The following is a 13,189-nucleotide window of genomic DNA, read 5'->3' as shown; positions in this document are numbered from 1 at the left end:
TTGTGATTAGGAATGAATAATTATTTGATATAAAAAGAAGCCGATCTAAACTAGATCAGCTTCTACATATAAAATTAAACTAAGTTTAATACTGTTACTTTTTCACGTGTCATAGACTCAAGGCTCTTACGAATACCTTGTGCGCCCATACCTGAACCTTTTACACCAATGAATGGGAAGTGGTCAGGACCGCGCTCTGTGCGTCCGTTAATTTGAACAGAACCAGTTTCGATTTTGTTAGCAATTGCAAATGCTTTGTTAATGTCTTTTGTGAAGACACTTGCTTGCAGACCGAACTCTGATTTGTTAGCAATCTCAATTGCTTGCTCATCTGAAGAAACACGGATGATTGGAAGGATTGGGCCGAATGGCTCTTCCCAAGCAACTTTCATTTCTTCTGTTACGTGGTCGATTAATGTTGGGTAAATTAAGTTACGCTCACGTTTGTTACCGATAACGATTGTAGCACCTTTTTCAACAGCATCGTCAACTAAGCCTTGAACGAAGTCAGCAGACTTGTCGTCGATTAATGGAACGATTGTGCTGTCTTGTTCTGGAGATCCAACTGATAGTTCAGCTACTTGCGCTTTTAATAAGCTAACAAGCTCGTCCGCTACGTTTTCGTGTACAAGTACACGTTTAATAGCTGTACAACGTTGACCAGAGTAAGAGAATGCACCGCTTACGATATGGTTTGCAGCATCTTGTAAGTCAGCATCTTCACGAACGATACCAGGATCTTTACCACCAAGTTCTAATACAAGTGGAATCATTGAAGCTTTTTTCGCTAAATGTTTACCTGTGTTTGTACCACCTGTGAACGATACCATATTGATGCCTTCGTGTTCTACTAAGTAGTCACCAATTACAGAACCGCGTCCTGTAGCTACGTTTACAAGACCTTTTGGAAGGCCAGCTTTGTGAAGTGCTTCCACCATTTTAATACCACTAATTGCACCTTGAGTAGCTGGTTTGAAAATAACAGCGTTACCCATAATTAATGCTGGTGCAAGTTTTGCAGCAGATAAGTTTACTGGGTAGTTAAATGGTGCGATTGCTAATACAACACCAAGTGGTGCACGTTGGATAATCGCAAGTTTAGATTTCGTTCCGCCCGGGAAGCTATCGCCCATCATGCTTTCTCCGTGCATATGTAAAGCTTCTTCGATCGTGTAACGAATGAAGTCAGCTGTACGAACAACTTCTTTCTTCGCATCTTTATAGCCTTTACCGACTTCTTTCATAATGATATCGGCAATTTCATCCTGCATATTTACGAGCTCATCAGCCCATTTATATAAGTATTTTGCGCGATCTTGTAGGGAAGCTTCAGCCCATGATTTTTGAGCTTCTTTTGCAGATGCAATTGCTTCATCTACTTCTCCGCGAGTAATTGCTTGTACTTGTCCAATTACTTCGTGTAAGTATGGAGATGGAATTTCGATTGTTTCTCCTGAAGAGCTTTCTCTCCATTCTCCGTTTAAATAAAATTTGTACGTATTGCTAGTTGTCATGATTAGTCCTCCTAAAATAGCAACTTGTAAGAGTGAGTATAAGGTGATTGTAGGGGGTTTGATAACATTTTTCAAATGAAATGTTTGTGAAAACGATTTCTTATTCTTTTTTTATTTTGTATGCCCTTTCTTACGGAATATTCTCTTATTTCAAAATGATGTAGCGTATATTTTTATTCAGTTTGTAAAAAAATAATTGACAGAATACTCAATAAAGTTGTAAGATTATAAATGGAAAATAAATGAAAGGGGTGTGCGTAATGATTGTAATCGTAAATGTAATGGGCTTAGCTCTGTTAAATGGCAGAAAACATTCATATCATTACGCAACCCGTGCGGATATATAAGGCATTCTCTGTCTTATAAGAAGCGTACGTTGCGTATATCGTAACGTACGCTTTTTATGCATTTTTGTGCATATCGTCAAGCGGCGGTATGCTTTTTTTTGTTTATTTTTCCTTGTATGGTTACGATGAAAATTTTGGAAGGTGGAAAAATGTGATGAGATTGTATGGGTTACGAAATGTAAATGTGATGGGTCTGGATAGTGGATAAAGAAGTGAGAGTTAAACGAGAACGAGAAGGGAGAGGTTACATTGTTATCAGTATTACTAAAGCTAAAATGGTTTTTTAAAGAGCATTGGAAGAGATATAGTATCGCTATTGGAGCTCTTTTAATTGTAAATATAGTTGAAGTCATTCCCCCGAAAGTGTTAGGGGTTACGATAGATAATATAAAAACAGGAACGTTAACGAATGCGGAGATTATGCAATTTATTCTCATTTTAATAGGGGTTACGGTAATTGGATATGGTCTTACTTTCGTTTGGCAACACCAGCTGTTTGGGGGAGCATTCGTACTGGAGAAAACGATGCGCTCTAAATTTATGGGGCATTTACTTAAAATGACACCGACGTTTTATCATAAAAATCGTACGGGTGATTTAATGGCGAGAGCGACAAATGATTTAAAAGCAATTGCTATGACAGCTGGTTTCGGTATATTAACGCTCGTGGATTCGAGTTTATATATGCTTACGATTGTCTTTATGATGGGATTTACAATTAGTTGGGAGCTTACAGTTGCGGCGCTTATACCGCTTCCGATTATGGCGTATGCGATGAACATATATGGAAAGAAATTGCATGAGAGATTTACAGTCGCGCAAGATGCGTTCGGAGATATGAATGATAAAGTACTTGAATCGATTGCTGGTGTGCGTGTTATTCGTGCATACGTACAAGAGAATGCAGACGAGGAAAGATTTCATCATTTAGGAGATGACGTCTACGAAAAAAATATGAAGGTAGCAAGAATTGATGCATTATTCCAACCAACTGTGAAAATGCTTGTCGGTCTTAGTTATTTAATCGGCTTAGTGTACGGTGCATACCTTGTGTTCCAGTCAAAGGTGACGCTTGGTGAACTCGTTTCTTTTAACGTGTATTTAGGGATGATGATTTGGCCGATGTTTGCAATTGGTGAATTAATCAATGTTATGCAAAGAGGAAATGCTTCGCTTGACCGTGTGAATGAAACGTTAGCGTATGAGCCAGATGTAAAGAATCCAAAACATCCAAAGCTTGTGCAAGATCCGGATTATATTCAGTTTGATGATGTGTCTTTCTCATACCCTTCATCAACTGAAGAAAATTTAAAAAAGGTTTCTTTCACATTAAAGCAAGGAGAAACGCTAGGGGTTGTCGGAAAAACAGGAAGCGGGAAAACGACGCTTGTACGTCAGCTTCTTCGTCAATATCCGCTTGGAGATGGAGATATTGCGGTCTCTGATGTGACATTAGATAAAATAACGAATGAAAATGTACTCGGATGGATTGGGTATGTACCTCAGGAACATATTTTGTTCTCAAAAACAGCGAGAGAAAATATTTTATTCGGAAATAGGGAAGCGACGGAAGAAGAACTTGAGAAAGCAATTGAAATTGCTGCGTTTAAAAAAGACTTAGAGTTTTTACCAGAAGGATTAGAAACGCTCGTTGGAGAAAAAGGTGTTTCTTTATCAGGAGGGCAAAAACAAAGGATCTCGATTGCGCGAGCTGTTATTCAAAATCCAGAAATTTTAATTTTGGACGATTCTTTATCAGCTGTAGATGCTCGTACGGAAGCAGCGATCATTGAAAATATAAGAACAGAAAGAAGCGGAAAGACGACGATTATTACGACGCACCGTTTATCTGCAGTGCAACATGCGGATTGGATTCTCGTTATGGATGAGGGGCAAGTAATGGAAGAAGGTACACATGCTCAGCTTATCCAGAGCGGAGGCTGGTATGCTGAGCAGTTTGAAAGACAACAAGGTGAAAGTGAAAGTGCGGATAGTGGGGTGAAAATATGAGCGTTTCAAAACGATTGTTTCAATATGCGATGAAAGTGAAGGGGACGATTTTTGCAGCGATGCTAATGTTATTTATTTTCGTCATTGCAGAGCTTGCTGGTCCTTTCGTCGCTAAAACGATGATTGATGATCATATCGTCGGGATAGAGAAACCTTGGTATGAAACAGAAAAGAGTGAAGAAGCTGTTTCATATAATGGCGCTTTTTATAAGCGAAGTGATCGCTTTGAACAAGGCGAGACAAAAGGTAAAGAAGTACGTGTGATGCAAGTCGGTTTTCAATATTATTTTGTACCGAATAAAGTGAGTATTGAAGGGTCACGTACTGTAAAAGGTGATATGATTACCGTTCAAAATGGTAAGGCGGTGCAAGTGTATAAAGCGAAGGCATTAACGAAAGAAGAAGTGTTTGCATTTTATAAACCAGAAATAAACCGTCTATTATTACTTGGTGGTGGCTATTTCGCTTTATTAGTAGTCGTATCATTATTTGCATACGGAAAGCAGTTCTTCTTGCAGAAGGCAGCGAACAAAATTATTCAAATTATGAGGGAAGATGTGTTTTCTCATATTCAAACGTTGCCGATTCGTTATTTCGATCATTTACCGGCAGGGAAAATTGTTTCGCGTGTGACGAATGATACAGAGGCCATTCGTGATTTATATGTAACTGTACTTGCAACATTCGTTTCTAGTATCATTTATATTATTGGGATATTCGCTGCGCTATTTTTATTAGATGTGAAGCTCGCTTCATTATGTTTATTAATTATCCCAATTTTAATTGTTTGGGCGATTCTTTATAGAAAATATGCGTCTGTATATAATCATAAAATGCGTTCACGTTTATCCGATATTAACGGAACAGTGAATGAATCCATTCAAGGGATGCCAATTATTCAAGCGTTCCGTCAAGAGCGTGAAACGAAAAAAGAATTTGAAGAATTAAACGGCGATTATTTTAAGTATCAAAATAAAATTTTAAATTTAAATGCAGCAACTTCGCATAACTTAGTAGCTGTATTAAGAAATATCGCTTTCACAGGAGTGATTTGGTATTTCGGCGGTGCGTCATTAAGTGCTACAGGTATTATTTCACTTGGGGTACTGTATGCGTTCGTCGATTATTTAACACGATTATTCTCGCCAATTACGAATATGGTGAACCAGCTTGCAAACTTAGAGCAAGCGCGCGTTGCATCAGAACGTGTCTTTGAATTGTTAGAGGAAAAAGGAGAAGCGGTAGAAGAAGAACGTATGCCTCGTTTAAAAGGAAATGTAAAATTTGATAATGTATCATTTTCTTATAATGGAAAAGATGAAGTGTTAAAAAATATTTCTTTTGAAGCGAAACAAGGCGAGACAGTGGCACTTGTCGGTCATACTGGATCAGGAAAAAGTTCTATCATGAATGTACTCTTTCAATTTTATGAGTTTGAAAAAGGAAAGCTTACGATTGATGGTCATGATGTAAGAGAAATGCCGAAACAAGCAACTCGTGAGCATATGGGAATCGTACTGCAAGACCCGTTTCTTTTTAGCGGGACGGTCGCTTCCAACGTAAGCTTAGAAAACGAAAAAATTTCAAAAGAGCGCATTGTAAAGGCGCTACGTGATGTTGGTGCTGAAAGATTTGCAAACAATATAAATGAAGAAATTACAGAAAAGGGAAGTACGCTTTCCACTGGAGAACGTCAGCTTATTTCGTTTGCTAGGGCGCTTGCTTTTGATCCAGCTATCTTAATACTAGATGAAGCAACGTCTAGTATTGATACAGAAACAGAGGCGATGATTCAACAAGCACTAGAAGTTGTGAAAAAAGGAAGAACGACGTTTATTATCGCTCACCGCCTTTCAACAATTAAAAGCGCAGATCAAATTATTGTGCTCGATAGAGGGACGATTTTGGAAAAAGGGTCTCATGATGAACTCATGAAAAAGCGTGGGCGTTATTATGATATGTATAAAACGCAAATGGAAGGCAATCAGAGTGCTTAATAGGTATGGAGGAGAACTTGTGATTTTCACAAGTTCTTTTTTATTGATGAACATGTCGACTCTTTAGCGAATTACGACAGTTAAATAAGAAGTATTGTTTTACCTTTTTCTTTATAAATGCTATATTAAAAAATGTTACTTATTTTTTGTATGTGGCGTTATTTTTCCCTTTTGTTTGATTATGAAGAAAAAGGATAAACTAAATAAGAACATTTTCATTGAAAAATTGTTCAAGATTGCATACAATCAATATAGTTTTTAAATTCCTATCAGAATACTTGGAGGATTACAATCATGAAGAAATTATTTTCAGTGCTTGCAGTAACTACATTAGCGATCGGGATTGTAGCCGGCTGCGGTAAAGAAGAGAAAAAAGATACAGCTAGTCAAGACGCGTTACAAAAGATTAAACAAAGCGGTGAACTTGTAATTGGTACAGAAGGTACATACCCACCATTTACGTTCCACGATTCAAGCAATAAATTAACTGGATTCGATGTTGAATTAGCAGAAGAAGTTGCAAAACGTTTAGGTGTAAAACCTGTATTTAAAGAAACACAATGGGATAGCTTACTTGCTGGTCTTGATGCAAAACGTTTCGATATGGTTGCAAACGAAGTTGGTATTCGTGAAGATCGTCAAAAGAAATACGATTTCTCTAAGCCATACGTTTCATCTTCAGCGGCATTAGTTATTGCAAAAGATAAAGATAAGCCTGCTACATTTGCTGATGTAAAAGGACTAAAAGGAGCACAATCTTTAACGAGTAACTATGCAGATATCGCTAAGAAAAATGGTGCGGAAATTATTGGTGTAGAAGGATTTAGCCAAGCAGCAGAATTATTAGCTTCAGGACGCGTTGACTTCACAATCAATGATAAGTTATCAGTACTAAACTACTTAGAAACGAAAAAAGATGCGAAAATTAAAATTGTAGATACTGAAAAAGAAGCTTCAGAAAGTGGATTCTTATTCCGTAAAGGTAGCACTAAGCTTGTACAAGAAGTAGATAAAGCGTTAGAAGATATGAAAAAAGACGGTACGTATGACAAAATAACGAAAAAATGGTTCGGTGAAAATGTATCTAAGTAGTGCATTGGTTTCAGATCGATTGTCTACTTGGATAGATATTATGCAGTCTTCCTTCATGCCTATGCTGAAGGAAGCTGTTTTTACGACAATTCCATTAACGCTTATTACATTTATTATCGGGATTATACTGGCAACGTTAACAGCGCTCGCACGTATTTCTGGTAGTCGTATTTTACAATGGATTGCTCGTATCTATGTATCTATCATTCGCGGAACGCCACTTCTTGTACAGTTATTTATTATTTTCTATGGTCTTCCAACTCTTAATATTGAAGTTGAGCCATATACAGCAGCAGTTGTTGGATTTTCATTAAATGTCGGTGCATATGCATCTGAAATTATTCGTGCTTCTATCCTTTCCATTCCGAAAGGGCAGTGGGAAGCAGCTTACACAATTGGGATGACATATCCACAAGCATTAAAACGTGTTATTTTACCACAAGCAACGCGCGTATCAATTCCACCGCTTTCGAATACATTTATTAGCTTAGTGAAGGATACTTCATTAGCATCATTAATTTTAGTAACAGAAATGTTCCGAAAAGCGCAGGAGATTGCGGCGATGAACTACGAGTTTTTAATTGTTTATTTTGAAGCAGGTCTTATTTATTGGGTTATTTGTTTCTTATTATCAATCGTACAACAGATGTTAGAGAAGCGTTCAGAACGCTACACATTAAAATAATCCTTTTACAAAAGGAGTTTTTGTTTTTATGATTTCAATTCAGCACTTACAAAAAAGTTTCGGAGATAATACCGTACTAAAGCATATAGATTTAACAGTTGAGAAAGGCGAGGTTGTTGTTATTATTGGACCGTCTGGATCTGGTAAAACGACATTCTTACGTTGTCTTAACGTACTAGAAACACCAAACGCCGGTAGCATTCGCATCGGCAATAAAGAGCTTAATTTTGCTCAAAAAGTATCGAAGAAAGATATTGTAAATCTTCGTACGCAAACAGGTATGGTATTCCAGCACCATAACTTATTCCCTCATTTGACAGCACTTCAAAACGTAATGGAAGGACTCATTACAGTGAAAAAAGTAGGGAAAGAAGAAGCGAAGAAAAAAGCAAACTACTTCCTTGAAAAAGTTGGTTTAGCAGATAAAGTGGATTTATATCCATTTCAATTATCAGGCGGACAACAACAGCGTGTTGGAATTGCGCGCGCGCTTGCGATGGAGCCGGAAGTGTTACTATTTGATGAGCCGACGTCAGCACTTGATCCTGAACTTGTTCAAGAAGTTCTGAAAGTAATGAAAGAACTTGCTAAAGAAGGTATGACGATGGTCATTGTAACGCACGAAATGCGTTTTGCACATCAAATTGCGAACCGTGTTATTTTCATGGATGGCGGTGTCGTTGTTGAACAAGGTACACCAGAAGATGTATTTACAAATCCAAAAGAAGAACGTACGAAGAAGTTTTTACAAATGTTGCAATAAATTAAGGAAGGTCTCAAGGCATATGCCTTGAGACCTTTTTGCCATATATATTTATTTGTGGAATCCGCCAAGGCTTTGCTCAGCCATTGCAACTAGACGTTTTGTAATTTCTCCACCAACTGAACCGTTAGCGCGAGCCGTAGAATCTGCTCCTAATTGTACACCAAATTCTTGAGCGATTTCGTACTTCATTTGATCGATTGCAGCTGTTGCACCTGGTACTACTAATTGATTTGAAGAATTTTGGTTTGCCATAGGAATATATCCTCCTTAGAGTTATAAAAGTTTTTTTGGTTGGACTAGCTGGAGTTGAACCAGATTATCGCCCCGGTTGGCGCTAATCCATCGGTAATTAAGTTTGTACTCATAGTATGGATGTTACCTAGAAAGATATACAAAATAATAATTTGTAAATTTTGTCAAAAAAACTTATTGATTTCGTAAATTATGAAATAAGAGTAATCGTTGTATTTTTAAGAAAACAGGCCAAACTAAGGAGGATATTAAATATAATTTTCTCATTGTAGCCTGCTACTTGTAGGCTAATTATTAGCTTCTTATTTATGATTTATTGAAATAAAAATGAAATCGGTAGCAACTTCATAGTTCTATTTTTAAGTAGGGATGGGGTGACCGCTCCTATGCATGGGTAGGTGCTCTCTTCAATCTAAAAAAGAGAGGCTTTAAACGATAACGTATGGAGGAATCATGATGGGGATTTGCCCGCTTTGCAACGCATTAGAATCACAAACATATTCTTGTCAAAATTGCCAAAGTATACTCCAAGATTATGGGAAGTCTGTAGATTACATAGACGATTATAGTGCCTATATGGATCAAGAATTATTAAGTGCAGTAGATGGTTTAACGCATAATAATTCAAATGAATATTGCAATCATATTTTTTATTGCGGAGTATGTAACGTGGAAACAGAGGTTGTAGTAAAACTTGTGTAAATAGAAAACTTCCACCTTATTATCTAGGTGGAAGTTTTTGTTTTTGTATTTGTGAGTGAATCATAGGGGAAGGGATATGTTCGGTATTTGATGAAGCCCCTGATTTTATTTGAGACATTTTTTCTTTTGTATCACGTAAAGAATGTTCAGTTAAGTAGACGGCATATTCGTAAAATAACTGGCGCGTCATTTCACTTTGCTCTTTTAATTTTTCATCTTGGAATACAGTTCGCCCAGGTTTAGAGTTGGCTTCAAAGAGCCACGGATTTTCCTTTGTGTCTAAACCGATATCAAAACCGATTTCTCCAATATTTCCGGTTACTTGTTCATCGAGCGCGTAACTTATTTGTAAGGCAGTATGTTTTAATTTGTTTTCAATTTGAACTTGTTTCGTTGAATCTGGAAAAAGCTCTTGTAGCAATTTTGTATCACCGCCGCTATTTACGTGCGTTGTTAAACTGCCTTTGCCGGCGATTTTGGCGACGATTGCACTAACTATCCAATTACCGAAATGATTTTTATTTGTATGAATGCGGAAATCAACAGGTTGCCCATCGAAGCGAAGTAACGAAATACCTTGCTGTACGATAAACTTTTTTAAATCATGTCCCTTTAATACGTGGTTTAGAAGAGTTTCTAATGATTGATACTTTCTCAGTTTATTTTCTTCATTTTCGCGATAACGACAGTAGTAGCAATTCTCTGTTTGAGAATAAAATATTTGATGAATATTTCTACCAAAGCTCCCGTGTATTGGTTTCATGTACACTGATTTATACGTGCCAAGAAACCGTTCTACTTGTTCAAAATGCTGAAATGCTTCTGTGTTTGGTAATAAGGGTCTAATTGATTCGTCTTTCATAAGAAGTTGATGAACTTCCCATTTATTGAAAAAACCTGGATTAAACCATGGAATGGAGTAGTCTTGTTCTAACTTTCTTTTTGCTCTGACGATTGGTTTGTAATTTTCTGCTTGTCGATTTGGTAATCGATCGTAAATGACATTTGGTAAAGGAACCTTTTTCTTTATCCATTGTTTCTCTTGAAAGAAATATCCTTCAATCGTTTCTTCTTCCCAGTTTATATGTTGAACGCCAAAGACGAATACGAACGGTCGTAATGAGAATGGTGGTGTTAACAACTCACTGAGGGCAATTGAACGATTTCCTAAAGGGATAGAAGAATCATCGTTAAAGCCAGTTGTGAAAATGCCGATTAATGGTCCGAAAATAATTGTTTGGTTTTGTGTTAATGCATGAATAGTGGTTGATTGAGGTAGTAAAAGTTTTTCAGCAATATGTTTTCCGATAATAATTTCGCGAGTAAAGGAATAATGAATTTTCACCTCTTCACTTGCAATGTGACGTATACCGAAGGAGAGGGATGTAATAGGTGGCGTAATAGAAAAAACGTAAGGTAAAGTAATACTATTTGGATGTTCATCTGAAATGTTTAATGTATATATATGTTCTTTCAAAATAGGTTTACCTCCTTTCATTATGGTGTAAAGCGACTGAATTTAAGTGGTCCGTGAAATATCTTTTCAGCTAATGAATCACTATGACGAATGTATTGTTCGTAAGGGGGAATCGTGTTGACATACATAAGCCAAATTGCGCCTTTTTGATCCATAATTGTGGAAAGTTCTAGTTCAAATAACGAAGAATAAGACTGATCTAGTGTTTGGAATACTTCATTTACAATGTCGTGTAAAGCATCTTGCAATAGTTGCACACCCGTACTAGATAGTACGTATTTAATTTTTGAAAATGAATGTAATGAATCATCGTCCGTTGTTGAGGGTAAAAGTTGATTAGGAAATGAGCTTTTTTGTATAAATTGACCGATAACATTCCAAGTTTGTTCTTTGTTTTTTTGCAAAATGGTTCGAATGTGGAGTGGATATGTTAATTGATTTGGTGGTTGTAGCATAGTGTGCGCTATGTAACGGGATGAACGTATGTTAGATTTACACCAAGATATAAATTCGTCTGTCCGTTTGATTGTAATAGAAGTATGGTATTTTTCATTTACTGTATCGATATGAAACGTTTTATTTTTGTAAGCAATTCGATATAAGTTATCCTTAGAATGTATATTAGTGGGGCGTATAATAATATCTTTAGTTTTTAACAACAGTTTGAAAATGTTTTGTAACGTTGCAATTTCAAATTTTGGTATATAAGGAGACAGTTTCTTATTAGTGAGAAATAAATCATGTAGTTCACTTAAATTAATAAGTGTGTTATTTAAAAAGGTAGTGGAAGGACGATTGTGCAAAGAGTGAATAATTGATTTTGCTTTTTTAAAGTCTGTTTCCTCGTGAAAAGAATAACGATCATATATATAAGAAGGAATAGGGAATGTTTGCTCTTTCCATTTTCCTGTATCTGTATCGTAAATAAGACCAGAAACAAGGTCTGTTTTAGGATCAATACAAAATGGCGTAAACTGGGCAACGACATTATGATAAAGCCGAGCGCGTTTAGCGATTTCGGTGTAATATGTTTGCTCATAATGAAGTTTAGAAGCTAAAAGACCGAGAACCAACGAAATCACTCCTTTACTACTATTTGCATAATAGGCGAAGCTATATATTGCAAATACGTTTTTATACCATTATACTTTTGTCCGTATGATGATATGCTATAGTTTTGGAGAAGTGAAAGGTTGATTGTAATGAATATATGGTTAAATATGTTAACGACGACAGGACTCGGAGCAATTATTGGGGGATACACGAATCATTTAGCGATAAAAATGTTATTTCGTCCTCATCGCCCTATTTATATCGGAAAGTTTCAAGTTCCATTTACACCAGGATTAATTCCGAAACGTCGTGATGAACTTGCTGTTCAATTAGGGAAAATGGTCGTAGAACATTTGTTAACACCGGAAGGAATCGGAAAAAAGCTAACAAATGAAGAGTTTCAAAAAGGTTTAATCCACTGGGCGCAAGTGGAAGTGGATAAAGTAATTAAGAATGAACAATCACTGCGACATATGTTAGAAAAATGGAATGTAGCGCATGTAGAAGAAGAAGTGACTCAAAAAATTGAACATGTGATTACAGAAAAAATACAGGCATTTTTAGCTGAGTATTATACATATACATGGGAACAGGCTTTACCTCATTCTGTAAATGAAAAAGTAGAGAATGCGATTCCGAATGTCTCGGCGTTTATTTTAGAGCGAGGAATTAGCTTTTTTGAAAGTGAAGAAGGGAAAGGCCGTCTTTCAAAAATGATTGATGATTTCTTTGCTTCTCGCGGAACGCTACTTAACTTAGTCGGAATGTTTTTAGGAAATGTAAGTGTAGTGGATCGTGTGCAGCCAGAAGTTATTAAGTTTTTAGGGCAAGATGGTACAAAGCAGCTTTTAACTGACGTACTGCAAAAAGAGTGGGAAAAGTTAAAAGGAAGAGATGTAAAAGAATTAGAATCGTTTGTAGAGAAAGAAATGATTGTAAGCTCCGTGTTGTCAGCAGTTAAAGTAGAGGAAACAGTGAGTAAGTTTTTAAATCAATCTGTTCAGCAAGTATGTGAGCCAGTTCGAGAAACAATTATTGAAAAAGTGGTTCCAAGCACAGTAACGAAAGGCTTGAAGTGGGGAACAGAAAACGTAGAGAGTATACTAAACAATCTACATCTTGCGGAAATTGTCCAGCAAGAAGTGTCTACATTCTCAACAGAAAGATTAGAAGACTTAGTTCTGTCTATTACGAAAAATGAATTGAAAATGATTACGTATTTAGGAGCATTATTAGGTGGAATAATCGGACTCGTACAAGGATTGTTACTATTGTTTCTTAGATAATAAGGTGA

The 13,189-nt window shown here is 36.6% G+C and carries 11 protein-coding genes; 7 read left to right on the top strand and 4 right to left on the bottom strand.

The window, feature by feature from the left end; all coding sequences use genetic code 11:
- Window positions 1–74: 74 nt before the first annotated feature.
- Complete coding sequence (gapN, locus tag N2V92_RS03095) at window positions 75–1,514, bottom strand: NADP-dependent glyceraldehyde-3-phosphate dehydrogenase (RefSeq protein WP_000213634.1); 1,440 nt, start codon at window positions 1,512–1,514, stop codon at window positions 75–77.
- A 596-nt stretch (window positions 1,515–2,110) separates the two neighbouring features.
- Between gapN and N2V92_RS03090 the strand changes: the two genes are divergently transcribed.
- From N2V92_RS03090 to N2V92_RS03070, 5 genes are all read left to right on the top strand, one after another.
- On the top strand, window positions 2,111–3,871 hold the full coding sequence (locus N2V92_RS03090; protein ID WP_000953778.1) for an ABC transporter ATP-binding protein: 1,761 nt from the start codon (window positions 2,111–2,113) through the stop codon (window positions 3,869–3,871).
- On the top strand, window positions 3,868–5,868 hold the full coding sequence (locus tag N2V92_RS03085; RefSeq protein WP_016078062.1) for an ABC transporter ATP-binding protein: 2,001 nt from the start codon (window positions 3,868–3,870) through the stop codon (window positions 5,866–5,868). Before N2V92_RS03090 ends, N2V92_RS03085 begins: the two co-directional genes overlap by 4 nt.
- A gap of 294 nt (window positions 5,869–6,162) precedes the next feature.
- Window positions 6,163–6,960 carry an amino acid ABC transporter substrate-binding protein gene (locus tag N2V92_RS03080; protein ID WP_000732844.1) on the top strand — a complete coding sequence of 266 codons (798 nt, stop codon included), beginning with the start codon at window positions 6,163–6,165 and terminating at the stop codon, window positions 6,958–6,960.
- Window positions 6,947–7,645 carry an amino acid ABC transporter permease gene (locus tag N2V92_RS03075; protein WP_000281496.1) on the top strand — a complete coding sequence of 233 codons (699 nt, stop codon included), beginning with the start codon at window positions 6,947–6,949 and terminating at the stop codon, window positions 7,643–7,645. The genes N2V92_RS03080 and N2V92_RS03075 overlap by 14 nt, the downstream gene beginning before the upstream one ends.
- Before the next feature lie 28 nt (window positions 7,646–7,673).
- Window positions 7,674–8,408, top strand: a complete 735-nt coding sequence (locus tag N2V92_RS03070) for an amino acid ABC transporter ATP-binding protein (protein ID WP_000623613.1) — start codon at window positions 7,674–7,676, stop codon at window positions 8,406–8,408.
- Window positions 8,409–8,459: 51 nt separating this feature from the next.
- On the opposite strand, the gene sasP is transcribed toward N2V92_RS03070, so the two are convergent.
- Window positions 8,460–8,663, bottom strand: coding sequence for a small acid-soluble spore protein, SasP family (sasP, locus tag N2V92_RS03065; protein WP_000013338.1), 204 nt, complete (start codon window positions 8,661–8,663; stop codon window positions 8,460–8,462).
- A gap of 456 nt (window positions 8,664–9,119) precedes the next feature.
- Between sasP and N2V92_RS03060 the strand changes: the two genes are divergently transcribed.
- A complete protein-coding gene (locus N2V92_RS03060; RefSeq protein ID WP_000510474.1) occupies window positions 9,120–9,365 on the top strand; it encodes a hypothetical protein in 246 nt (81 codons plus the stop codon).
- A 19-nt stretch (window positions 9,366–9,384) separates the two neighbouring features.
- On the opposite strand, the gene N2V92_RS03055 is transcribed toward N2V92_RS03060, so the two are convergent.
- Both N2V92_RS03055 and N2V92_RS03050 read right to left on the bottom strand, forming a co-directional pair.
- Complete coding sequence (locus N2V92_RS03055) at window positions 9,385–10,842, bottom strand: YheC/YheD family endospore coat-associated protein (protein WP_033668911.1); 1,458 nt, start codon at window positions 10,840–10,842, stop codon at window positions 9,385–9,387.
- A 20-nt stretch (window positions 10,843–10,862) separates the two neighbouring features.
- On the bottom strand, window positions 10,863–11,915 hold the full coding sequence (locus tag N2V92_RS03050; protein ID WP_000242803.1) for a YheC/YheD family endospore coat-associated protein: 1,053 nt from the start codon (window positions 11,913–11,915) through the stop codon (window positions 10,863–10,865).
- A 129-nt stretch (window positions 11,916–12,044) separates the two neighbouring features.
- On the opposite strand from N2V92_RS03050, the gene N2V92_RS03045 reads away from it, so the two are divergent.
- Entirely contained in the window at window positions 12,045–13,181 is a 1,137-nt protein-coding gene (locus N2V92_RS03045) for a DUF445 domain-containing protein (protein ID WP_003281617.1), read from the top strand.
- The last annotated feature ends 8 nt before the right edge of the window (window positions 13,182–13,189 follow it).

Origin of the sequence: Bacillus sp. CH_48 (assembly GCF_038008465.1) — a bacterium.
In the GTDB taxonomy this organism is placed as follows: Bacteria; Bacillota; Bacilli; order Bacillales; family Bacillaceae_G; genus Bacillus_A; species Bacillus_A thuringiensis_S.
The sequence above is the reverse complement of the archived record's forward strand: the minus strand, read 5'-3'. Positions and strand labels throughout refer to the sequence as shown.

Bases quoted from the DNA above. Each gene is read 5' to 3' on its own strand.
- N2V92_RS03085 (WP_016078062.1), top strand. From the start codon at position 3,868: ATGAGCGTTTCAAAACGATTGTTTCAATATGCGATGAAAGTGAAGGGG.
- N2V92_RS03075 (WP_000281496.1), top strand. From the start codon at position 6,947: ATGTATCTAAGTAGTGCATTGGTTTCAGATCGATTGTCTACTTGGATA.
- N2V92_RS03070 (WP_000623613.1), top strand. From the start codon at position 7,674: ATGATTTCAATTCAGCACTTACAAAAAAGTTTCGGAGATAATACCGTA.
- sasP (WP_000013338.1), bottom strand. From the start codon at position 8,663: ATGGCAAACCAAAATTCTTCAAATCAATTAGTAGTACCAGGTGCAACA.
- N2V92_RS03045 (WP_003281617.1), top strand. From the start codon at position 12,045: ATGAATATATGGTTAAATATGTTAACGACGACAGGACTCGGAGCAATT.
- N2V92_RS03060 (WP_000510474.1), top strand. From the start codon at position 9,120: ATGGGGATTTGCCCGCTTTGCAACGCATTAGAATCACAAACATATTCT.
- N2V92_RS03080 (WP_000732844.1), top strand. From the start codon at position 6,163: ATGAAGAAATTATTTTCAGTGCTTGCAGTAACTACATTAGCGATCGGG.
- gapN (WP_000213634.1), bottom strand. From the start codon at position 1,514: ATGACAACTAGCAATACGTACAAATTTTATTTAAACGGAGAATGGAGA.